Genomic DNA, 22,182 nt, shown 5'->3' with positions numbered 1-22,182 from the left:
GACGTCGTCGGGCTGTCACCCGTGCGTCTGAGAAAATCTTAGATGTTATTCAGATCAGGCGCAAGCGTTCTGAGTGACCGACCTCTTCCATGGGCACGCGCGAGTCATCGCAACCCTCAGGAAAATGTCGGTGTCAATCCTTACCGTAACGATCATGAGCTCACTGACCCTGCAGCCCTCCTTCGAGGATCTCGGCGTCCCGTTGTTCGACGTCACCTTCTGCGTCGTCGACCTGGAGACCACCGGGACCACCGACGAGGACGCCATCACCGAGATCGGTGCGGTCAAGGTCCGCGGCGGCCGACCGGTGGGCGAACTGGCCACCCTGGTGCGGCCCCGATCGCATATTCAGGCCTCGGTCCAGCTGCTCACCGGCATCACCGATCAGATGGTGGCCGGGGCGCCGACGATGGCACAGGTCCTCCCGAGCTGGCTGGAGTTCAGCCGCGGCACGGTGCTGGTGGCCCACAACGCCCGTTTCGACATCGGCTTCCTGAAACGGGCCTGCGCAGCCGACGAGCGGGTCTGGCCCGGCAACATCGTCGTCGACACCCTGGCTCTGGCCCGTTCCTGCCTGCACCGCGACGAGGTCAACAACTACAAGCTCGCCACCCTGGCCCGACACTTCCACGCGGCCACCTCCCCCACCCACCGGGCCCTGGATGACGCCCGTGCCACCGTCGACGTGCTCCACGGGATCCTGGAGCGGGTCGGCAGTCTGGGGGTGACCACTCTGGAGGACCTGGTCGAGGTCACCCATGCGGTACCGGCGGCCCGCCGCTCCAAACGAGTCTGGGCGGACTCCCTTCCGGAGGGCCCCGGTGTCTACTGGTTCATCAGTGATCGGCGTTCCAGCAGCCCCGAGGTGCTCTATGTCGGCACATCGGTCAATGTGCGCAGACGGGTGCGCCAGTACTTCACGGCCTCGGAGACCAGACGCCGAATGGACGAGATGGTGCGGGTCGCCACCGGGGTGCGGGCCCAGGCCTGTGCCACCACCCTGGAGGCCGGGGTGCGAGAGCTGCGACTCATCAACTCCCACCAGCCGCGATACAACCGACGATCCCGCCGACAGGATCAGGTGGTCTGGGTCACCCTGACCGCGGAGCGCCACCCCCGGCTGTCGGTGGTGCGAGACGCCGGCCGTCACGGTCGGCTGTACTGGGGGCCCTTCAGCGGCCGGATGCATGCCGAGGAGGCCTGCCGTGGGTTGCGCGAACTGACCGGGATACGGCAGTGCTCGGGTTCGCTGTCGCAGCACCCGAACGGCTGCCCCCTGGCGGAGATGGCACGCTGCGCCGCACCCTGCCTTCACCCACAGGCACCAGACCATGACGCCGCCGTCGAGATGGCCCGCGCCACGATGACCCATGACATCCGCCCGGTGCTGGAGAAGGCAGCTGACAGGATCACCGCGCTGTCGGCCGCCGAGAGGTTCGAGGAGGCCGGTGAGGTGAGCAGTCGCACCGAGATGGTGCTGAGAGCCACTCGGCGTCGCGCCCGGATCGCTGCGTTGGCGCGCTGCCCACAGCTGATCGCCGCACAGCCTGTCACTGCCGGACCGGCCGAGCGGGGGCGAGGCTCGCGCAGCTGGCAGATCCACCTGGTGCGACACGGCCGGCTGGCAGGGGCTGCGGTCAGCCCGCCCGGAATGGACCCGATGGCGACCGTCGAGGCGGTCTCCCGGGAGGCTGAGACGGTGCTTCCCGGCCCGGACGGCGTCCCTGCCTGTTCGGTGGAGGAGGCGGAGCTGGTGGCCTCCTGGCTGGAGGAACCCGGGGTCCGGCTGGTCGACATCAGCGGCCAGTGGTCCTGGCCGGTGCACTGCGCGGTTCCCGATGAGGAGCTCGCTCGGATGGTCTCCCTCAGAATGCAGAGCTGAGCAGTCGCCAGCGCACCGACGCCGCGCGGGGGTCGTGGGCCGCGCACGGCGCCCGGGGGTCGCGAGGGGGTCGTCCCCCCGCCCCGTTAAACTCAGCCTCATGCTCAATGCGATCGTGCTCATCCAGGCCAGTTCTGCGAAGATTCCCGAGGTGACCCAGGCCGTTCTGGACATCCCCGGCGTCTCCGAGGTGTACTCCACGGCCGGTCACATCGATCTCATCGCGATGGTGCGGACCCACACCATGGAGGAGGCCGCGGAGATCATCTCCGACAAGATCAACAAGGTCGGCGGCGTCGTCGACACCGACACCCATATCGCCTTGCGCACGTACTCCGATCACGATCTGGAGTCGCTGTTCTCCATCGGCGAGTGATCTCGCCGATCAGCCCATCCGGCCGGGCACGAGGGGTGCGGGCCGACGCCGCGGCGTCGGCCCGCACCCCTTCGTGAGGGCCGACGCGAGGGTGTCAGTGGGCGATCTCCACGCTCTCGATGACGACCGGGTCGACCGGGCGGTCCATCCGGCCGGTGCGCACCTGGGCGATCTCGTCGACGACCTTCTTCGAGGCCTCGTCGGCCACCTCTCCGAAGATCGTGTGCCGGCGGTTGAGATGAGGAGTGGGAGCCACCGTGATGAAGAACTGGGAGCCGTTGGTCCCCGGGCCGGCATTGGCCATCGCCAGCAGATAGGGGCGCCCGAAGTTGAGGTCGGGATGGAACTCGTCACCGAACTCGTAGCCGGGTCCGCCGGTGCCGGTCCCCAGCGGGCAGCCGCCCTGGATCATGAAGCCGTCGATGACCCGGTGAAAGGTGAGCCCGTCGTAGAACTTGCCGGTGGTCTTCTGGCCGGTGTTCGGGTCGATGTACTCCTTGGTGCCCTCGGCCAGGCCGAGGAAGTTCTTGACCGTCTTGGGGGCCTGGTTGTCGAACAGGGTGATGACGATGTCGCCGTGATTGGTGTGCAGGGTCGCAGATGTGGCCACGTGGCTGCCTTCCTGAGGTGAGGTGTGGAGATTGGGTGCCGATCTCCCGCTCCACAGTAGCGACTCCCGACTCGGGGCGGTCCTGCTGTCGGCTCCTTGCCGAAACCCTGCCGGGTCTGCCGACGGGTCCCCTCGCTGTGGGCCGAACCCTGTCGTGCAGCCATCTGGGCGGTTACTGTGGGAAGTGCTTGATCACAAGCCACCGCACCCACAGGAGGAACTCCGTGTTCTGCAGCAAGAAGTCACATCGAGAGGCCGCCGAATCCACGGCCGCCTCCGTGAAAGAGCAGAGTGCCGCCGCCCTGGCTGGCGCCACCAGTTACCTGAAGGCAGCCCAGGACAAGGCTGCGCCGCTCGCCGCGCAGGCCGCCGACAAGATCGGCCCGCTCACCGAACAGGCCGCCGACAAGAGCAGGAAAGCGATTGCCGAGGCCCAGGTGAAGTTGCAGCCGGCCCTGGTGAATGCCGTCGACGTCACCCAGCACAAGGTGGTGCCGGCCGTGAAGCAGGCCTACGAGACCTTCCAGAAGGATGTCCTGCCCGAGCTGGAGGAGCGCGCCCGGGGGGTCGCCGGAAGTCCCGCCGTCGAGGAGGCCACCCGCCGCGGCCAGGCCGCTCTGCATGCTCTCAAGGGCCAGACCGCGCAGATGACCGTCAAGGCCGCCGACGCGGTGATCGCCTCACCGGATGTCTCCAAGAGCACCAAGAAGGCTGCCAAGAAGGCCAAGAAGGCGGCCTCCAAGCAGCTGGTCGCTCCGAGGAAGAGCCACAAGGTTCTCAAGACCTTCCTGGTGCTCGGCGCGCTGGGCGCTGCCGGGATCGTCGTGGCGCGCAAGTTCCTCACCTCCTCCGATGACGGTTGGACCGCCCGGGAGCCCAGCGCGACCTACTCGTGGACGCCCAAGGCACCCACCGAGCCGGCCGCTGACAGCCCTGCCGAGGCCGACACCCCGGCCGGATCACCGGTGGCCACCGATGGACAGGTTCCCGCTGAGACCACGGCCGATGTGGCCGAGGAGATGCCGCAGGCGGCCGGTGACGTCGAGTCGCCCGAGGCCGACTCCGCCGAGGACATCTCCGGTGATGCCACCATGACCGGGGAGGGCGCCCCGCCGCTGCCTGATGACGAGACCACCGCCGTCAGTGCGGCCGATGGCTCCTACGTGGGCGATGAGCCTCCGCAGGGATACGTCATCAAGGGCAATGACCGGTCCAAGAAGTTCCACGTGCCCGGCTCGGCCGGTTACGACCGGACGATCGCCGACATCTGGTTCACCACCGAGGAGGCGGCCGAGCAGGCCGGCTTCACGAAGGCCCAGCGCTGAGCCGCTGAACCGACTGATCCGCAGCAGAGCCCGTCAGGACCTCCTGGAGTCCTGGCGGGTTCTGCATGTCCGGAGCAACCGGACCAAGCTGTGGGTCTCGCGATCGGCCGTCACATCTGCGTGTGTCATCGGCACCTGTTGTGGGTGACAGGGGCCATCAGGGCTCCACCGTGGATCACGGAGATCTCATCATGTCCGGCTCACTGTCCGCCCACCGCCTCTCGACATCTGTCACCCCGGCGGCGATCCCCACCGGCCCCGGATCGATCCCGGCCCACTGCCATCCAGGTGACCACGGCTGGGTCTCCTCCCTCGGGTTCGGCGCCCACCTGCGCCATCTGCTGGCCGTGACCGGCCTGGACTGGCGAGTGCTGGCGATAGCTGCCGGCGTCTCACCGCGCACTGTCGGGCGGCTGCTCGGAGCCGGCCGACCGCTGCGCCGGATCAGGACCACCGATGCCCGTCGACTACTTCTTCTGGATCGCGACGATCTGGCACTCTTGGAGGCCCGGCAGGTCGGTGCGGCAGCCACCTCCAGGCGGGTCCGGGCTCTGCTGGAGTCAGGTCAGCCGATCGGGAGGGTCTGCGCGGAGCTCGACATCGGTCATCACGAGCTCCTCCGGCTGGCGGCCGGCAGAGCTGCCCACTGCTCGGCCATGGTGAGGATCCGCGCGCTGGCCTCGTGCCAGAACCATCGGCTGTGGGCGCATGTCGATGACGAGGAGACCGACGAGGCCGAGGAGGCGTCCCGATGAACCCCGCATGGTCGCTCCCGCACGCCGGGCTGGGTGCGACGGTGGCCCTGGTACTGGCGTTGGGGCATCTCGTGATGCTGGTCCCCCGCCTTGACGAACCTGATGCCCGGGAGGTCGGCGCCGATGTGGTCGCCGTCAAGCCCCGCTACCGGAATCTGGTGACTGCCCGGAGGGTGACCGTGACAGCCGTCCTGGCGGTCACCGCGGGGGCGGCCGGCTCTGCGGTTCCTGAACCGGGCCGGGTTCTGTGGTGGGTATGGGCCGGCCCGGTCCTCACCCTGGTGGTCGTGGATCAGGCCACCACCTTCCTGCCGGTGCGGCTGTGGAGGTGGTGCCTCGCCGAGTCGGCGATCGCCGTGATCGCCTGGCTGGTGCTGGCCGGTCCAGCGGTGCGGTCGACCACCATGCTGACCACCCACGGCTGGGCGGTGCTGGGCTGGGCAGGACTGGGCCTGGCCGCAGCCGCGCCCTTCTGGTTGATGTGGCGGCTGACCGGCGGTATCGGGTACGGGGACGTCAGACTGGCAGCCGGCGCCGGAGCGGTCTCGGCGGTACTGGGCACCGGTGGTTGGCTGACCGGTCTGTTGGCCTCCGCCCTGGTCGGGGTGCTGCTGGCGGTCGGCACCTGGGCGGTGCGCAGAGTCAGGCCCTCACCCTGGGGGCAGGTGTTCTCCTACGGCCCAGCCCTGTGGCTGGGCCCCTGGATCGCCCTGGCGGTCAGCTGCTGGCCGGGTCGGTAGTACCCGGTGGTCCGGGCGCCACCGGGACCCCAGCAGGCCCGGCTCTCAGGACTCCTGTGCCACCCGCTGGGTGGTCGCGATCCAGTGGGCCAGGTGCTCGCTGGCCCGGCCGGAGTCGATGGCCTGCGCCGCGCGTTCCAGTTGACGCGCCAGCTGCGGGACCAGCGGGGAGTCCAGATCCGGGCCATCGAAGGCCAGCAAGGTGGCTGCGGCGTTGAGCAGCACGATCTCGCGGATCGGGCCCGGCTGACCGCCCAGCACGTCGCGGACGACCTGGGCGTTGTGCTCGGGATCGCCACCCACCAGGCTCTGGGGATCGGCACGCGGCAGGCCGAGATCCTTCGGGTCCAGACTGGTCTGGACCTGCTGGCCTCCGGAGAACAGCCAGATCGCCGAGTCGGTGGTGGTGGTGAGCTCATCCAGACCGTCACCGCCGTGGAAGACCAGCCCCTGGGCACCTCGCCGGGTGAGCACATCGGCCACCAGAGGTGCTACCCGGGCATCGGCGATCCCGATCGCATCGGCGTCCGGGCGTGCCGGGTTGGTGAGGGGGCCCAGCAGATTGAATGTGGTCTGGACTCCGAGCTCCTTGCGGGCCGGGCCGGCGAACCGCAGTGAGGCGTGGTAGACCGGCGCGAAGAGGAAGGCGATGCCCGCCTCATCCAGCACCTCCTGCTGGCGAGCCGGGGGCACCGCCAGCACCAGTCCCAGGGCCTCCAGGCAGTCGGCGGTACCGCAGGCGGAACTGGCGGCACGGTTGCCGTGCTTGACGACCTTGGCGCCTGCCGCAGAGGCCACGATGGCCGCCATCGTCGAGATGTTGACGGTATTGGCACGATCTCCACCGGTACCGACGACGTCAACGGTGTGGCCGTCCAGATGGACCTCAGTGGCCCGTCCCAGCATTCCCTCGGCCAGTCCGGCGAGTTCGTCGACCGTCTCACCCTTGGCCCGCAGCGCCACCGCGAACCCTGCGATCTGCACCGGCGTCAGATCTCCGGAGAGCACCTGGTCCATCGCCCATGCGGCGGTGATCTGATCCATGTCATCGCCGGCCATCAGGCTGGTGATCAGATCGGGCCAGGTCCGAGGTGCTGTGACGGGTGTGTCGGTCGGCATGGGGTCTCCTTCAGACTGCACGGACGAGATCAGCGACGATCCGGGGCAGCTCTACCGGGTCGACGGGATGAGTGGATATCGCATCGGCACGCGACCAGCTGGCCAGCCAGGCGTCGGCGGTGCGGGCGACGAGCAGGACGACGGGTGGGCAGTCGGCCACCTCGTCCTTGAGCTGATGGCACAGTCCCATCCCGCCGGCGGGGACCGCTTCGCCGTCGGCGATCAGGACGTCGTAACCACCGGCATCGACCGCGTGCACCGCAGCAGCCTGGGTGGCGACGTCGATCGCCTCGACCTCGGGCAGATCATCGGCGATCCTGCTGCCCAGAGCCAACCGGATCTGCTCACGTACCTGGCGGTCGTCGGAGTAGACCAGCACCTTGAGGGTTCGCGTCGGGCCCGTCTGTACTTCGCTCATGACTCGTCCTTATGAAGCTCGATGTGTGCGCCGACGGTGAAATCTGCGACTCCCGCCGGGCGTGGCTCGGTGGAGGGGAAGTCCGGCACCGGCGTCGAGCTCCGATCCCTCCGAAGGGCATCGTATCGCCCCCGGTCGGCCTCGAGCAGCCAGCCTCCGGGCCGAGCTGACGGCTGACGTCACGCTCTTGGTGGCCCGGTCGTGAGGGCCGACCCCGACTTTCGTGGAGCGAATACATGACCAATTGGACGATTGCCGACATAATGAGCCCGTGGCCACTTCATCGCAGACATCCGAGCGACCGACTGGCGCCATCCACCCGATCGCCCCCTCACGACTCCATGCGCCTGTCGGCCGACCGGATCTACTCCCGATGGGAGTCTGGATATGGCTGGCCAGCGAGCTGATGTTCTTCGCCGCTTTGTTCGCCGCCTATTTCATGATCCGAGAGACGACCAGTGCGGCAGCACCGGCGGGCAGCCCGACCCTGTGGCAGACCCAGTCGGCCCACCTGGATGTCCCCTACGCGGCGGTGAACACCCTCATCCTGGTGCTGTCCTCGGTGACCTGCCAGATGGGCGTGCACGCCGCAGAGCACGGCCGGGTCCGGCGGTCGGGCAGCCTGGCAGCGATCACCTCGTGGGGTATGCGCGAGTGGTACACCCTCACCTTCGTGATGGGCTCGGTCTTCATCGCCGGCCAGTGCCTGGAGTTCGCCAACCTCATCACCGAGGGTCACACCATCTCCTCGAATGTCTACTTCTCGGCATTCTTCCTGGCCACCGGTTTCCATGCGCTGCACGTCACCGGTGGGCTGATCGCCTTCCTGTTCACCCTCGGCCGCAGCTACCTGGCACGTGTCTTCACCCACGAGCAGGCGGTGACGGCGATGGTGGTGTCCTACTACTGGCACTTCGTCGACGTCATCTGGATCATTCTGTTCACGGTCATCTACATCGTCGGCTGACCCACTACCCTCCAGCGCGCAGCGCTTCGCGCCTCCCGCCACACAAGAAAGGTCGATCCAGTGAGATTCCTCTCCACGCGACGACGCAACCCGGCAGCCAAGCCACTGTTGCTGCTGCTGGCCCTTGTCCTGGTGGGCAGCGCCTACGCGCTGATCAGCCCTTCTGCCTCCAGCAGCGCCGATTCCAACGTCTCCAGCCAGGTGGCGGCCGGCAAGGCCATCTTCGAGACGAACTGCTCCTCCTGCCACGGCATGAACGGGGAGGGCACCAGTCAGGCTCCCAGCCTGGCCGGGGTCGGGGCCGCATCGGTGGACTTCCAGATGGGAAGCGGCCGGATGCCGATGGCCCGGCCCGAGGCCCAGGCCCCGGCCAAGGCGACCGACTTCACCTCCGAGGAGATCTCCCAGGTGGCCGCCTATGTGGCCAGCCTGGCCCCCGGTCCCGAGATCCCCAGCTCCGACCAGTACTCCACGGCCGGTCTGACCGCCGAGCAGCTGGCCCGCGGCGGCGAGTTGTTCCGCACCAACTGCTCGGCCTGCCACAACATCGAGGGCCGCGGCGGCGCACTGCCGAACGGCTCCTACGCGCCTTCCCTGATGAAGACCTCCGGCAAGCACATCTATGAGGCGATGCGCACCGGGCCTCAGCAGATGCCGGTCTTCGCCAAGGGCACGATGACCGACCAGGACGTCAAGGAGATCATCGGGTATCTCAACACCACCCATGCCCAGCCCTCCGACGGCGGGTTCGCGCTGGGTGGCCTCGGCCCGGTCTCCGAGGGGTTGTGGGCCTGGGTCATCGGTATCGGTGCATGTGTGCTGGTCGCTATCTGGCTGGCGAGGAAGGGAGCCCGGTCGCGATGAGTGACGAGGCGGACAGCGACAAGATGAACGACGCCCAGATCGTGCCGAGCTCTCCCGGGCCGATCCCGGACCCCGGCCTGGAGCCCTATGTCGAGCGCTACTCCGACACCGACCCGGAGGTCGGGCGCCGGGTGTACCGGCAGATCGTGACCATGTACGGCCTGGTGCCGATCCTGGCGGTGGCCTTCGTGGTCTTCTACTTCGCCATTCCCCGTGACGCCGCAGTGAGGTTCGGCCCACTGCACACCAGTGCGATGAACCTGGCGCTGGGCGGCACCGCCGGGCTGGCCATCCTGTTGATCGGGCTTGCCTCGATTCACTGGGCCAAGCAGGTGATGGACGACCGGGAGTCGGTCGATGAGCGCCACGAGCTGGCCTCCTCCCCCGAGGACCGCAAGGCGGTGGGCCAGATCTGGCGTACCGGCGCCGAGGAGTCCAGGCTGGGACGGCGCAAGATGATCGGGCTGGCGCTGGGCAGCGCACTGGGTGCGCTGGCCCTCCCAGCTCTGGTCAGCCTTGCCGACCTGGGCCCCAAGCCCACCTCGAAGCTGCGCGCCGAGACCATCGAGCGGACCATCTGGGCCGAGGGGGTCCGGTTGGTCAACGACGTCACGTTCGCCCCGGTCAAGGCCTCCGACATGGAGATCGGCGAACTGGTCAACGCCCAACCCGAGAACCTCGAGAAGCTCGAAGGGGCCGAGCGACAGGTGGAGCGGGCCAAGTCCTCGATCATCATCGTCAGGATGGACCCCGACTCGATCAAGATCCCCGACTCCCGCAAGGACTGGCAGGTCGGCGGGATCCTCTCCTACTCCAAGATCTGCACCCATGTCGGGTGCCCCATCTCGCTGTGGGAGCAGCAGACCCACCATCTGCTGTGCCCCTGCCACCAGTCGACCTTCGACCTGGGAGACTCCGGAGTGGTGGTCTTCGGACCCGCGGCCAGGGCCCTGCCCCAGTTGCCGATCACGGTCAACTCGGAGGGCTACCTGGTCGCCCGAAGCGACTTCACCGTTCCGGTGGGGCCGAGCTACTTCGAGCGCGATTCCCGTCACGACTTCAAGAAGGGTGACAACTGATGGCCAGTCCCACCGGCACTGCCGAGACCTCACCCGCCACCGAGCCCAGGACCCCTGAGCAGACCACCTCGAAGAACCCGGTCACCGGCACCCTCAGCTGGGCCGATGACCGACTGGGGCTGGCCAAGGTGGCGCGTGGTGGGCTGCGCAAGGTCTTCCCCGACCACTGGTCCTTCCTGCTCGGCGAGATCGCGCTGTACTCCTTCGTGGTGCTGCTGATCACCGGTGTCTTCCTCACCTTGTGGTTCAAGCCCTCGATGGCCGAGATCGACTACCAGGGCTCCTACCAGCTGTTGCGCGGGGTACCGATGTCGGAGGCCTTCGCCTCCACCCTCGATATCTCCTTCGATGTGCGCGGCGGTCTGCTGGTGCGCCAGATCCACCACTGGGCGGCGCTGCTGTTCGTGGCGGCCGCGATGGCGCACATGCTGCGAGTCTTCTTCACCGGAGCCTTCCGCAAGCCCCGCGAGGTGAACTGGCTGATCGGCGTCGGGCTGTTCATGCTGGCCATGGTCGAGGGTTTCGCCGGCTACTCGCTGCCCGACGACCTGCTGTCCGGCACCGGTCTGCGGTTCGTCGACGGCCTGATCCGGGCGATCCCGCTGGTGGGCACCTGGCTGGAGTTCTTCATCTTCAACGGCGAGTTCCCCGGAACTGCCATCGTGCCCCGCCTCTACATGGTGCACATCCTGCTGGTGCCGGCCATCCTGCTGGGCCTGATCGCCGCCCATCTGTCCCTGGTCGTCTACCACAAGCACACCCAGTACCCGGGCCCCGGGCGTACCGAGCGCAATGTCGTCGGTTACCCGCTGTTCCCGGTCTACATGGCCAAGGCCGGTGGCTTCTTCTTCGTGGTCTTCGGCGTCATCACCTTGATGGCCGCCTTCATGCAGATCAACCCGGTGTGGAAGTACGGCCCCTACAACCCCTCCCAGGTGACCGCTGGTTCCCAGCCCGACTGGTACATGGGGTGGCTCGAGGGTGCGGTGCGGATCATGCCGAACTGGGAGTCCCACATCGGCCACACCACCTGGAGCTGGAACATCTTCTTCCCCGGCGTCCTGCTGATGGGCGTTCTGATGACCTCGCTGGTGGCCTGGCCCTTCGTGGAGCGCTGGATCACCGCCGACAACTCCTACCACCACATCCTCGACCGGCCGCGCAATGTACCGACCCGCACCGCCCTGGGTGTCGCTGCGATGACCGGCTACGCGATGTTCTGGCTGTCCGGTGGCAATGACATCATTGCCACCCATTTCCATGTCAGCCTCAACGCGGTGACCTACTTCATGCGGGCCGCGGTCTTCGCCGCCCCGGTGATCGCCTACCACATCACCAAGCGCACCTGCATCAGCCTGCAGCGCGCCGATCTCCAGCGTCTGGAGCACGGCTCCCCCTCCGGGGAGATCGTGCGGGACCCGAGCGGCAGGTTCACCGAGGCCCACGCCCCGATCAGCCGGGATGAGGCCTACTCCCTCACCCAGCAGCGCGAGCTCCCGGTGCTGGAGGCCACCACCGGCGACGACGGGGCCCCGGTCGGCAATGGCATCTCCAAGCGGCGGGCGCGGCTCTCGCGCTGGTTCCTGGGGGCCAACATGGCCAAGCCGACCGCAGATGAGATCCACATCGAGAAGGAGGCCGAGCCGAGCCACCGGGCAGCGGAACTCGACTCCTCGGAGTCGGCCTCGCAGCCCTCGGTGGAGAAGGCCGGTTCGGCGCACTGAGGCTTCTCGGCCAACTGTCCACGGGCCCGTCGGATCTGATCCGACGGGCCCGTCCTCACCCCTGCTCGAGCCCGTCGGTCGGCTCGCAGTCGATCAGCTCCTGCTGGTAGCCGACCGCCCAGCTCACCAGGTCGGCTCGACAGCTGCGGATACGGCATCCCCGGCCGTTGACCTTGACCGTGATCCCCTCGGCCTGCCAGTGACGCCGAGCGGCCGCCATCAGGGATTCCGGAAGGGCCCCGGAGGAGTTGACCACCCGCCACCAGCACACCTCGTGACCGGCGGTGGCCATCACCCGGCCCACCTGACGCGGCGAGGTGCCCACCAGTTCGGCGATGTCGCCATAGCTCACCACGCGCCCCCAGGGCACCAGGTCTGCGGCGAGCAGCACCCTGTCAACCAGCTCCTGGCGGCTCACGGCGTCCATCCCGTCATTGTGCCGTGTCATCGTGACGTGTCATGGTGCCGTGCCGGGTTGTGCCGTGAGGTGGATCTGTTCATCGCCAGTTGTCGGCCATGAGACAATGAGGCCCGTGCGTTTCCTCAATGAACAGCCCAGCTACGACCTGACGTACAACGACGTCTTCATGGTCCCCAACCGGTCATCGGTGGGTTCACGGATGAATGTCGACCTCACCTCCACCGATGCGCTGGCGATACCGACCCCGATCGTGGTGGCGAACATGACCGCAATCTCCGGACGGCGGATGGCCGAGACGGTCGCCCGCCGCGGCGGCATCGCGATCCTCCCCCAGGACATCCCGGCGCCCTTCGTGACTCGCTCCATCAATCGCATCAAGGCGGCCGACACGCGCTTCGACACCCCGGTCAAGGTCGATGTCACCACCACCGTCGGAGAGGCGATGAGCCTGCTGCAGAAGCGCGCTCACGGCGTCGTCATCGTGTTGGACCACGACAAGCCGGTCGGGCTGGTCTCCCCCAGTGAGGCCGAAGGGGTCGACAGGTTCGCCCAGGTCCACGAGGTGATGACCACCGACCTCACCATCGTCGACCCGGAGCTCACCGCTGACGAGGTCTTCAACACCCTTGCCGACCATCACCAGAAGGTGGCGGTGGCGGTCGACGAGGAGGGCAAGCTGGTGGGCATCATGACCTCCCGAGGTGCGCTGCGCAGCGAGATCTACCAGCCCGCCGTCGACCCGTCGGGACATCTGATGGTCGGCACGGCGGTCGGCATCAATGGTGACGTCGCCGGTCGCGCTCGAGACGCCCTGGATGCGGGATCCGACGTTCTGGTGATGGACACCGCCCACGGCCATCAGGACCAGATGATCAACGCCATCCGGGTCGCAGCGCAGGCACGCGAGCAGTTCGCCTCCCAGGCCGGCCGCAGGGTGCCGATCGTGGCCGGCAACATCGTCACCAGACGCGGCACCCTGGACCTGCTGGATGCCGGTGCCGATGTCGTCAAGGTCGGGGTGGGCCCCGGCGCGATGTGCACCACCCGGATGCAGACCGGGGTGGGACGCCCACAGTTCAGCGCAGTGCTGGAGTGCGCCGAGGCCGCCGCCGAGGTGGGCGGGTCGATCTGGGCCGACGGAGGGGTGCGCTACCCCCGCGATGTCGCCCTGGCGCTGGCCGGCGGAGCCGGTGCGGTGATGATCGGGTCCTGGTTCGCCGGCACCCATGAGTCGACCGGGGAGATGCTCACCGACCATGACGGACGCCGCTACAAGGAGTCCTTCGGGATGGCCTCGGCGCGCGCGGTGCGCCACCGTACCCGGCAGCGCAGTGCCTTCGAGAGGGCCCGGGCGGCGCTGTTCGAGGAGGGCATCTCGCACTCGCGGATGTACCTGGATCCCGACCGCCCCGGGGTCGAGGACCTGCTGGACTTCATCACCTCCGGGCTGCGCTCCTCGTGCACCTACGCCGGGGCCGCGAATCTGACGGAGTTCCACGAGAAGGCCGTGGTGGGGGTGCAGTCCCCCTCCGGCTACGAGGAGGGCCGCCCGCTGTCGAGCTCCTGGAACTGAGCTCCGCGACCGCAGGGCGACAGGCTGCGAGGGCCGGGACCAGGCTCCCCCGCTGGGCGGCTGCATACAGTGGAGCCATGAGTACCTCATCGAGAGTCCTTGTCATCGGCGGCCACGGCAAGGTCGCCCTGCTGCTGGCCGATGAACTGGCCGGCAGCGACGTCCACCTGGTGTCGGTGATCCGCCATCCCGAGCAGGCCGAGGACATCCGCAGAGCAGCCGCCGAGCCGCTGGTCGCCGATGTGACGGCGATGACCCCGGCCGAGCTGGACGAACTGATCGACGGCGCCGATGCGGTGGTGTGGTCGGCGGGCAATGGTGGCCGGGGCGGCGCCGCACAGACCTATGCCATCGACCGCGACGGCTGCCAGGCGGTGGTCGACGCGATCGCGAGATCCACCGCTCGCCCCCGATTCATCCTGGTGTCCTGGGCCGGCAGCCCCGATCACGGCGTCGACCCGGCGACCGACTTCTTCGCCTACGCCGACGCCAAGGCGGCAGCCGACCGCCACACGATGGCCTCGGACGTCGACTGGACGATCCTGGGGCCCAGCACACTGACGCTGGAACCGGCCGGCGGCATCACGGTGCTGCCGGACGGCTCCTCGGCACATCCGGCCGAGACCACCTCGCGGCAACTGGTGGCCCAGGTGATCGTCGGTTGTCTGGAGCACCCGCAGACCACCAGCCGCCGGTTCATCCGCTTCACCGATGGCCCCACCCCCGTCGCCGAGGCGCTGAGCTGAACCGGATCGCACCACACCGCCAGCCACCCTGCCGCCGGCGAGGCGTCTCTCGCCTGCGGGGTGAGCTGGTGGTGACGCTGCTCATTCCGTGAGGGAGCTGCCGTCCCGGGCAGGATCAATGCTGGTACTCGCCGCGGTAGTACTGAAAGGCCCAGCCTGAGGTCGCCCAGATGCCGAAGGCGATACCGAGTATCGAGATCCACCACCCGAAGGGCGGTCCCAGGCAGATCAGAGCCACGCAGACCGCGCACCAGAAGGGCCAGATGCTGGTCGGAGGGAAGAATCCCAGGGTTCCTGCGCCGTCGATGACCTCGGCCAGCTTGTCGTCCTCGGGGCGGGCGTCGATCCGTCGGCCGACGGCCAGCACATAGCCCGAGATCATCAGGCAGAACAGGCCCGACAGGCCCAGCGCCAGAGCCCCGGCGATCTCATGGGCTGACAGCCAGTAGATCGGCGTGACCACGAACAGGAAGATCGCCAACCCGGCGAAGACCCAGCGTTCGACCTTCATCAGCGCTCCTCCTGCTTCCCGGAACCCGTCAGTTCACGAGGTTCGTCGATCTCCTCGGCCAGCGTCTTCGAAGCCCCCTGGAGCTCGGGATGGGCGGCGTCGAAAGCCGGGGAGGCCGAACGGACCCGGATCATCTGCTCGAAGTTGTGCGGTGGCGGCGGGCAGCTGGTGACCCACTCCAGGGTGCGTCCCCAACCCCACGGGTCATCGACCTCGACCTTGGGGTGCTTGCGGGAGATCCAGACATTCCAGAAGAACGGCAGCATCGAGACGCCCAGCAGGAAGGCACCGAAGGTGGACACCTGATTGAGGGTGGTGAATCCCTCCCAGGCGCCGTAGTCGGCGATCCGCCGCTGCATCCCCTCGATGCCCAGCCAGTGCTGGACCAGGAAGGTGGTGTGGAAGCCGACGAACAGCGTCCAGAAGTGGACCTTGCCCCAGGTGTCGTCGAGCATCCGGCCGGTGATCTTGGGCCACCAGTAGTAGTAGCCGCCGAACATCGCGAAGACCACGGTGCCGAACAGCACGTAGTGGAAGTGGGCGACGACGAAGTAGGTGTCGGAGACATTGAAGTCCATCGGGGGGCTGGCCAGGATGATTCCGGTCAGGCCACCGAACAGGAAGGTCACCAGGAAGCCGATGACGAACAGCATCGGTGTGTCGAAACTGATCGAGCCTCCCCACATCGTGCCGATCCAGTTGAAGAACTTCACCCCGGTGGGCACTGCGATGAGGAAGGTCATGAAGGAGAAGAAGGGCAGCGAGACCGCTCCGGTGACGAACATGTGGTGCGCCCACACCGACATCGACAGGCCACCGATGGCCAGGGTCGCGAAGACCAGCCCGACATAGCCGAAGACCGGTTTGCGGCTGAAGACCGGGATGATCTCGGTGACGATGCCGAAGAACGGCAGCGCCAGGATGTACACCTCGGGATGGCCGAAGAACCAGAACAGGTGCTGCCACAGGATCGGCCCGCCATTGGCGGCGTCGAAGATATGGGACCCGAGACGCCGATCGGACTCCATCACCAGCAGCCCGGCCGACAGCACCGGGAACACCGCCAGCACCATGATCGAGGTGACCAGCACGTTCCAGCAGAAGATCGGCATCCGGAACATCGTCATCCCGGGGGTGCGCATCGTGATGATGGTGGTGACGAAGTTCACCGATCCGAGGATCGAGGAGACACCGAGCAGGTAGACGCCCATCATCCACAGGTCCCCACCGACACCGGGAGTGTTGATGGCATCCGACAGCGGGGCGTAGGCGAACCATCCGAAACTGGCCGCCCCGCTGGGGGTGAGGAATCCGGAGCAGGCGATCAGCGAGCCGAACAGGTAGAGCCAGTACGCGAACATGTTGAGCCGCGGGAAGGCGACATCGGGTGCACCGATCTGCAGCGGCATGATGTAGTTCGCGAAACCCGAGAACAACGGCGTCGCGAACATCAGCAGCATGATCGTGCCGTGCATCGTGAACAGCTGATTGAAGGTCTCGTAGTGGACGAACTGCATCCCCGGGTAGGCCAGCTCGGCGCGGATGATGAGGGCCAGCACACCACCGAAGAGGAAGAACAGGAAGGTGGTGATGAAGTACATCCGACCGATCTTCTTGTGATCGGTGGTCGTCATGTAGTCCCAGATCAGCTTGCCGATCTGGTGCCCGGTGGCCGACCCTGCAACGGCTGGGGCCTCGCGAGTCAGGGGCTCTGCTGCGGCGCTCACTTTCCCTCACTTCCTTCCTGGCTCGTCCCAGCCAGGGCCGTGACGGAACTCGGCGCCTTGACCTCGCCGGTCTGACCGGCGGCCTTCAGCTGCTGGAGGTGGGCGTTGTACTCGGCCACCGGTACCACGTGGACCTTGAACAACATGTTCGCATGGTAGGTGCCGCAGAACTCGGCGCACTTGCCGTCGTAGACCCCGACCCTGGTCGGCGTGAGATCGAACTGGTTCGGATGGCCCGGGATGACGTCCATCTTGAAGTAGAAGGCCGGCACCCAGAAGGAGTGGATGACGTCGGCGGAGTTGAGGTGGAACCGCACCGACTGGTTGACGGGCAGATAGAGATCGGGGATCTTCTCGATGGTGCCGGACTCATGGGTGACCACCGATCCCGCATCCGTGTTCCCTGCCTCCATGTAGTTGAAGGTCCAGGACCACTTCTGGCCCACCACGTTGATGACGTGCTGAGGTTCGAGATCCCTGGCCAGCACCTTGTCCTGGGTGCGCACGGTGTAGAAGAACAGCACCCCGATGATGAGGAAGGGCACCAGCGTGTAGATCACTTCCAGCGGAAGGTGATAGCGGCTCTGGCGCGGGATCTCCGGATCGCTGGAACGGCGGCGGAACCGGACCACGACGAAGATGATGAGCCCCCACACGAAGACGCCGACGATCAGCGCGGCGATCCAGGCACCGGTCCACAGCGACCCCATGTGCCCGGCGCGGTCCGATGCTCCCTCGACCAGTCCGAATCGGGCGGCCTGCCCCTGAGTCTCGCTGCTGCAGCCTGACAGCGCGACCAGCGCGAGGCCGACGCCCACAGCAGCGAGGGGGCGAAGCACCCTGGCCCACCGAGGATCGACTTGAGCTCTCACGACTCACCCTTCCCGCGAGATGTCCCCAGCGCTGACGCCGCAGGAGATCGATGTGTCCGTCGCATCGAACAATAGCGAAAAAGAGCCATCCCGTCCGAGGAAGAAATCAGACAACAGGCCGGGAACCGCCATCCAGGCCCTTCATCGGGCTCGTCGACGCTGTCAGCAGAATTCAGCGATCCGGGCCGACCGGAGCACTGCGGGGACGTCTGAGGGCGGCGGCCGCACCCGGTGCGGCCGCCGCCCTCAGACGGTCAGAACTGCCAGATCAGTGGAACGAGTCGCCACAGGCGCAGGTCGAGGTGGCGTTGGGGTTGTCGATGGTGAACCCCTGCTTCTCGATGGTGTCCATGAAGTCGATGGTGGCCCCGGCCAGGTAGGGGGCGCTCATCCGGTCGGTGACGACGTCGACCCCGTTCCAGCTGCGAACCACGTCACCATCGAGGTGACGCTCGTCGAAGAACAGCTGGTATCGCAGCCCGGAGCATCCACCGGGCTGCACGGCCAGTCGCAGCGCCAGATCGTCACGGCCCTCCTGGTCGAGCAGGGCGTGCACCTTGGCGGCGGCGGCATCAGTGAGGATGATGCCCTCGACTGCGGGGGCCTCGTTGAGGGTGTCAGTCATATCGGTACTCCAAGCTGGTCATACGGCGGTGCAGAGCCAGCTGGCCCGGCACGTTGCACCCAGTGTAGGAGATCAGTTGAGGTGGCAACGAACTGGCTACCAGTGCCAGGTTCTCGCCACCGGGACCGTCCGACGAGTGAGCTCCGCCGCAGTGACCGCATCGTCAGGACCCGGGAAGTCACCCTCCGGGCCGATCGGCAGGGCCGCCTCCAGACCGGACTCGCGCAGCTGACGGGCGGGCAGCACGGTGGTCCGGGTGACGGCGATCACTGGAACACCGGCCTGCCCGGCCATCATGGTCAGGGTGCTCACCACCTCCTGGTCGAGGCTCATCATGCTGAGATCGCGGCACCCCGTGACGACCAGGTCAGCGCTGGAGATGGTGGTCTCGGCCTCCGCCAGGTCCAGCAGGTATCTGCTGCCGGTGGTGATCTGTCCGCCAAGGGCTGAAATAACCAGACCCACGCCGCCCGCCGCCCCGGTGCCGGGCACGGTGCCGGCATCGGGATCCCCGGTGAGTTCTGCCGCCCAGTCGCACAGCCGCTGGTCGAGCTCGAGCATCCGGGCCGGATCCATCCCTTCCTCGCGACCCTCCAGCGAGACCAGACCGCGCAGCCCGGTGAGGGCTCGTTCGACCTCCTCACGTGTGGTGACAAGGGTGTCCGGCAGCAGACCGGACCCGTTGCCGGGCGAGCCGGCCAGACCGAGTGCCGTCGCCATGCCACGGCCGCCGTCACGCCAGGGGACGCCGGCGAGCTCGAGGACGGTGGATCTGCGCGACGCCGACTGAGCCGGCATCAGCTGCTTCAGACAGCCGGCCAGCGGCGCCGACGATGCCGTCCAGGGATCCGGGCCCGTCCGGGTCATTCCGGCAGACCGGCCGAATTGTGGCGACAGCGCCACCGGGGACCTGGTCCCAGATCCCAGAACCTGCCCGAGCCGACGCAGGCATCCTCCGAATCCCGCCCCGGCAGCCCCCACCGGGACCACCGCGACCTCATCTCCGAGGTCTGCCCAGGCGCGTGCCAGGGCGGTTCCGACCGTCCAGGAGTCCAGGCCGGCCCAGCCATCATCACCGGGCCAGCGGTCGGTGGCGAGAAGAACCCTCACCCGGGAATCAGGCCCTCTCCCGATGCGTTCTCGGCCAGCAGCTGGGAGACCTCCTCCACTGTGGCAGCCTCGTCGGGGATGATGAGGTCGGAGTCTGTGATCTCCTCGTCCGCGATCGGACGCCCGTGAGCCTTCACGGTGGCCACCAGTTGCGACAGCGCGGCGGTGAGCTCGGTCTGGGATCCGGTGGTCACGGCGTGCTCCACCTGCCCGTCGATCTCATTGAAGATGGAGAGGTCGGAGTCGGGCACCTCCCACTGTCCCTCTCCCATGATGCGGATGATCATTTCTGCGTCTCCTGATCCTCACCCGGCTCGAGCTCGGGGCGAGCCGCCGGGCCGGCGGACAGCTGCGCCTTCATGGCCGCCAGCTCCCCCTCGACCGAGGAGTCGGACGCCAGCGCGTCCAGCTCGCGGGTGATGTCGTCCTTGTGCATGTCGGTGGGGTCATCGATGGCACCGGCCTCGATCAACTCGTCGACCGCGCCGGCTCGTGCCTGCAGCTGGAGGGTCTTGTCCTCAGCGCGCTGGATGGCCATCCCGACGTCGCCCATCTCCTCGGACAGGCCGGTGAAGGCCTCGTTGATCCGGGTCTGGGCCTCAGCCGCGGAGTAGCTGGCCTTGATGGTCTCCTTCTTGGTGCGGAAGGCGTCGACCCTGGCCTGCAGCCGCTGGGAGCCTCGGATGAGTTTCTCCTCCTCGGCCTGGAGCTGTGCGTGCTGGGCCTGCAGGTCGTCGAGCTGCGACTGCAGCCCGGCCTTTCGGGTGAGGGCCTCGCGGGCGAGGTCCTCCCGACCGGCCTCCAGAGCACGCTGGGCGGAGCGCTGCATCTTGTCGATCTCGGCATTGAGCTGATTTGCCTGCAGTTCGATGCGCTTGCGGCTGGTCGCCACATCGGCGACGCCGCGACGCACCTTCTGAAGCATCTCGAGTTGCTTCTGATAGGAGTAGTCCAGGGTCTCGCGCGGATCTTCCACCTTGTCCAGGGCCTTGTTGGCCTTGGAGCGAAAGATCATCGAGAATCGCTCGAAAATTCCAGCCATGGGTGGTGTCGGATCCTTCCGTTCAGTACGACCGCTGGCGCGGGCGCGGATGCCCCGCGGCGAGGTCGAGCCGTGGTGACGGGGTCAAGACTACGGGCCCGGACCCAATGGTGTGAGCCCATCTTCTACACTGGCACGCGTCTCCTCCTCCAGGAGCACCCCGCGACAGGCGGGGGCCGGTACATCATCAAGGATTCAGCGTGGGACTCTTCCGCCCCTATCAACAGGGCCAGACCGAGACCGGCAGGAAGAAGGCCGGTCAGGACGCGGCACAGACGCCGCCGGACGGGTCCGAGGCCGTCAAGCAGGTCGAGGAGACCACCGCACCCGAGGCCGAGTCGGCATCGGGCGATGGGCAGATCCAGGTCACCCGGCGTCGCGGCCCTCAGCGCAAGAGCGGACCGACACCCAGCCGGGCCGAGGCCGAGGCCGCCCGGATGGAGCGGCTGCACCCCAATCTGTCGGCCAAGGAGGTGCGCCAGCAGGACCGCCTCTCCAAGCGTGAGGCCCGAATGGCGAACCTGGAAGCCATGGAGAAGCGCCCCGAGCGGGTGCTGATCCGCGACTTCGTCGACGGCCGCCGGACCTTCAGCGAATTCATCATGCCGGTCTTCCTGGTGGTGATGGTCGCATGGTTCGTCATCGTCACCGCTTTTCCGAGAACCGTCTCCCCCATCGTCCTCAATGCGATGACCCTGGTCATGCTGGTGGTCATCGCGCTGTGGGTGGTCGACGCCGTCCGGCTGTGGATCCCGGTCCGCAAGCTGCTGATCGCCAGATACCCCGAGATCTCCCGCCGTGGCCTGCTCAGCTATCTCAACAACAGGGCCATGACGCCGCGCCGCTGGCGCAAGCCGGTGCCCACCGTCAGGCCCGCCCGGCGCGGAAAGGCCTGAGCACAGGTGTCCGCCCGGCTCCTCAGCCGGCTCTGATCCCCCTCCGGATCCTCGCGCGACAGCTAGGCTCGGCAACCATGAGCTTCTCCTGGATCCTGTCCATCCCACACCCCACCCCCGCCACCGCCGAGGCGCTGGCCGAGCTGGGCGCTCAGCAGGACTTCGACTCCGCCGAGCAGGCCGACGCCTGGTTCTCCGAGGTCTGGGAGGACCTCGCCGATGAGGGGGTGGAGGCCGTCACCCTCGCCGATGACGGCCACCCGGTCCGCCCGGCGATGTCCTTGGACGAGGGCTGAGGACCCGCTCCTCAGCAGCAGGCCCGTTCACCGGTTCATCTGCTGAATCGCCGGTAGACCATCAGCGCACCGAAAGCAGTCGTCACTGCGCCCAGCACGATGACGGTGGGCCGCGACTGCGCGACCGCATGGCGCCGTTGCTCATAGCTCTGGACCGTGTCGGTCCGCAGTGAGGTGTAGCTGGACTTGTGGCACAGGTCCCCCGGCGACATCTCCACCCCCCGGCAGGTCACGCTCGGATCGGCCAGTACAACCACTCCCCAGATCAGCAGTGCCAGCCCGGCCAGCACGACGAGAATGTCGAGCCCGGCACGCCACCACAGCCCCGGTCGCCTGGTCTGAGGGCCGCCACTGACGCCGTCATCGCGGACTGCGTCGGACCCGGTGTTCGTCACCGAATGCACATTACGACGGCTCGGGCTAGGCTGAAACCCACACGTTGCGGCTTGCAAAGGAGCTCCACCTCATGTCGACCGAAGTCACCCTTCCCGCGCTGGGCGAGTC

General features: G+C 67.4%; 24 protein-coding genes and 1 pseudogene. 13 read left to right on the top strand and 12 right to left on the bottom strand.

Annotation, left to right across the window (positions count from 1 at the left end; genetic code table 11):
• Positions 1-154 precede the first annotated feature (154 nt).
• Both G554_RS16260 and G554_RS0112600 read left to right on the top strand, forming a co-directional pair.
• Positions 155-1,882: a DEDD exonuclease domain-containing protein gene (locus G554_RS16260; protein ID WP_036925747.1), complete on the top strand. Its 1,728-nt coding sequence runs from the start codon at positions 155-157 to the stop codon at positions 1,880-1,882.
• Between the two features lie 100 nt (positions 1,883-1,982).
• The gene (locus tag G554_RS0112600) at positions 1,983-2,258 is read left to right on the top strand and encodes an Lrp/AsnC family transcriptional regulator (protein WP_027588184.1); all 276 of its coding nucleotides are present in this window, start codon (positions 1,983-1,985) and stop codon (positions 2,256-2,258) included.
• Positions 2,259-2,352: 94 nt separating this feature from the next.
• Here the strand turns inward: G554_RS0112600 and G554_RS0112595 are convergent, their stop codons facing one another.
• A complete protein-coding gene (locus tag G554_RS0112595; protein WP_027588183.1) occupies positions 2,353-2,868 on the bottom strand; it encodes a peptidylprolyl isomerase in 516 nt (171 codons plus the stop codon).
• Between the two features lie 224 nt (positions 2,869-3,092).
• On the opposite strand from G554_RS0112595, the gene G554_RS0112590 reads away from it, so the two are divergent.
• The 3 genes from G554_RS0112590 (at position 3,093) to G554_RS0112580 (ending at position 5,688) form a co-directional block, all read left to right on the top strand.
• Positions 3,093-4,193 (top strand): sunset domain-containing protein, encoded by a 1,101-nt coding sequence (locus tag G554_RS0112590; RefSeq protein ID WP_027588182.1) that lies wholly within the window; start codon positions 3,093-3,095, stop codon positions 4,191-4,193.
• A 191-nt stretch (positions 4,194-4,384) separates the two neighbouring features.
• Positions 4,385-4,948: a hypothetical protein gene (locus tag G554_RS0112585; protein WP_154654282.1), complete on the top strand. Its 564-nt coding sequence runs from the start codon at positions 4,385-4,387 to the stop codon at positions 4,946-4,948.
• Positions 4,945-5,688 carry an A24 family peptidase gene (locus G554_RS0112580; RefSeq protein ID WP_027588180.1) on the top strand — a complete coding sequence of 248 codons (744 nt, stop codon included), beginning with the start codon at positions 4,945-4,947 and terminating at the stop codon, positions 5,686-5,688. The genes G554_RS0112585 and G554_RS0112580 overlap by 4 nt, the downstream gene beginning before the upstream one ends.
• Before the next feature lie 45 nt (positions 5,689-5,733).
• Here the strand turns inward: G554_RS0112580 and trpD are convergent, their stop codons facing one another.
• Together trpD and G554_RS0112570 are read right to left on the bottom strand one after the other, a co-directional pair.
• The gene (trpD, locus tag G554_RS0112575; RefSeq protein WP_027588179.1) at positions 5,734-6,807 is read right to left on the bottom strand and encodes an anthranilate phosphoribosyltransferase; all 1,074 of its coding nucleotides are present in this window, start codon (positions 6,805-6,807) and stop codon (positions 5,734-5,736) included.
• Positions 6,808-6,817: 10 nt separating this feature from the next.
• Entirely contained in the window at positions 6,818-7,225 is a 408-nt protein-coding gene (locus G554_RS0112570; RefSeq protein ID WP_027588178.1) for a response regulator transcription factor, read from the bottom strand.
• Between the two features lie 271 nt (positions 7,226-7,496).
• On the opposite strand from G554_RS0112570, the gene ctaE reads away from it, so the two are divergent.
• Genes ctaE through qcrB form a run of 4 tightly spaced genes read left to right on the top strand, consistent with a single transcriptional unit; the run spans position 7,497 to position 11,859 of the window.
• Entirely contained in the window at positions 7,497-8,192 is a 696-nt protein-coding gene (gene ctaE, locus G554_RS0112565; protein WP_483756912.1) for an aa3-type cytochrome oxidase subunit III, read from the top strand.
• A 60-nt stretch (positions 8,193-8,252) separates the two neighbouring features.
• A complete protein-coding gene (gene qcrC / locus G554_RS0112560; RefSeq protein ID WP_027588176.1) occupies positions 8,253-9,056 on the top strand; it encodes a cytochrome bc1 complex diheme cytochrome c subunit in 804 nt (267 codons plus the stop codon).
• Positions 9,023-10,135, top strand: coding sequence for a cytochrome bc1 complex Rieske iron-sulfur subunit (gene qcrA, locus G554_RS0112555; protein ID WP_027588175.1), 1,113 nt, complete (start codon positions 9,023-9,025; stop codon positions 10,133-10,135). Before qcrC ends, qcrA begins: the two co-directional genes overlap by 34 nt.
• Positions 10,135-11,859 carry a cytochrome bc1 complex cytochrome b subunit gene (gene qcrB / locus G554_RS0112550; RefSeq protein WP_027588174.1) on the top strand — a complete coding sequence of 575 codons (1,725 nt, stop codon included), beginning with the start codon at positions 10,135-10,137 and terminating at the stop codon, positions 11,857-11,859. The genes qcrA and qcrB overlap by 1 nt, the downstream gene beginning before the upstream one ends.
• Positions 11,860-11,914: 55 nt before the next feature.
• Here qcrB and G554_RS0112545 read toward each other — a convergent pair whose 3' ends face one another.
• Entirely contained in the window at positions 11,915-12,307 is a 393-nt protein-coding gene (locus tag G554_RS0112545; protein WP_245570057.1) for an MGMT family protein, read from the bottom strand.
• 76 nt (positions 12,308-12,383) lie between these two features.
• Between G554_RS0112545 and G554_RS0112540 the strand changes: the two genes are divergently transcribed.
• Both G554_RS0112540 and G554_RS0112535 read left to right on the top strand, forming a co-directional pair.
• Positions 12,384-13,853 (top strand): GuaB1 family IMP dehydrogenase-related protein, encoded by a 1,470-nt coding sequence (locus G554_RS0112540; RefSeq protein ID WP_051233074.1) that lies wholly within the window; start codon positions 12,384-12,386, stop codon positions 13,851-13,853.
• Between the two features lie 77 nt (positions 13,854-13,930).
• Positions 13,931-14,599 carry an SDR family oxidoreductase gene (locus G554_RS0112535; protein ID WP_027588171.1) on the top strand — a complete coding sequence of 223 codons (669 nt, stop codon included), beginning with the start codon at positions 13,931-13,933 and terminating at the stop codon, positions 14,597-14,599.
• Positions 14,600-14,714: 115 nt separating this feature from the next.
• Here the strand turns inward: G554_RS0112535 and G554_RS0112530 are convergent, their stop codons facing one another.
• The 7 genes from G554_RS0112530 to G554_RS16255 form a co-directional block, all read right to left on the bottom strand.
• Complete coding sequence (locus tag G554_RS0112530; RefSeq protein WP_027588170.1) at positions 14,715-15,110, bottom strand: cytochrome c oxidase subunit 4; 396 nt, start codon at positions 15,108-15,110, stop codon at positions 14,715-14,717.
• Positions 15,110-16,816 (bottom strand): aa3-type cytochrome oxidase subunit I, encoded by a 1,707-nt coding sequence (gene ctaD, locus G554_RS0112525; protein ID WP_027588169.1) that lies wholly within the window; start codon positions 16,814-16,816, stop codon positions 15,110-15,112. The genes G554_RS0112530 and ctaD overlap by 1 nt, the downstream gene beginning before the upstream one ends.
• A 17-nt stretch (positions 16,817-16,833) precedes the next feature.
• Complete coding sequence (ctaC, locus tag G554_RS0112520; protein WP_483756913.1) at positions 16,834-17,676, bottom strand: aa3-type cytochrome oxidase subunit II; 843 nt, start codon at positions 17,674-17,676, stop codon at positions 16,834-16,836.
• Positions 17,677-17,977: 301 nt separating this feature from the next.
• Entirely contained in the window at positions 17,978-18,334 is a 357-nt protein-coding gene (erpA, locus tag G554_RS0112515; protein ID WP_027588167.1) for an iron-sulfur cluster insertion protein ErpA, read from the bottom strand.
• Between the two features lie 96 nt (positions 18,335-18,430).
• Positions 18,431-19,444, bottom strand: a complete 1,014-nt coding sequence (locus tag G554_RS0112510) for a glycerate kinase (RefSeq protein WP_027588166.1) — start codon at positions 19,442-19,444, stop codon at positions 18,431-18,433.
• A complete protein-coding gene (pspAA, locus tag G554_RS0112505; RefSeq protein ID WP_027588165.1) occupies positions 19,441-19,731 on the bottom strand; it encodes a PspA-associated protein PspAA in 291 nt (96 codons plus the stop codon). Before pspAA ends, G554_RS0112510 begins: the two co-directional genes overlap by 4 nt.
• Entirely contained in the window at positions 19,728-20,486 is a 759-nt protein-coding gene (locus G554_RS16255) for a PspA/IM30 family protein (protein ID WP_051233072.1), read from the bottom strand. Before G554_RS16255 ends, pspAA begins: the two co-directional genes overlap by 4 nt.
• Positions 20,487-20,686: 200 nt before the next feature.
• Between G554_RS16255 and G554_RS0112495 the strand changes: the two genes are divergently transcribed.
• Together G554_RS0112495 and G554_RS16250 are read left to right on the top strand one after the other, a co-directional pair.
• Positions 20,687-21,382: a DUF3043 domain-containing protein gene (locus G554_RS0112495; RefSeq protein ID WP_027588164.1), complete on the top strand. Its 696-nt coding sequence runs from the start codon at positions 20,687-20,689 to the stop codon at positions 21,380-21,382.
• 77 nt (positions 21,383-21,459) lie between these two features.
• Complete coding sequence (locus tag G554_RS16250; protein WP_036925744.1) at positions 21,460-21,678, top strand: hypothetical protein; 219 nt, start codon at positions 21,460-21,462, stop codon at positions 21,676-21,678.
• Positions 21,679-21,713: 35 nt separating this feature from the next.
• Here G554_RS16250 and G554_RS16245 read toward each other — a convergent pair.
• A pseudogene (locus G554_RS16245) lies at positions 21,714-21,992 on the bottom strand (hypothetical protein); the annotation flags it as partial.
• Positions 21,993-22,182 lie beyond the last annotated feature (190 nt).

The organism is Acidipropionibacterium thoenii DSM 20276 (assembly GCF_000423445.1).
In the GTDB taxonomy this organism is placed as follows: Bacteria; Actinomycetota; Actinomycetes; order Propionibacteriales; family Propionibacteriaceae; genus Acidipropionibacterium; species Acidipropionibacterium thoenii.
The sequence above is the reverse complement of the archived record's forward strand: the minus strand, read 5'-3'. Positions and strand labels throughout refer to the sequence as shown.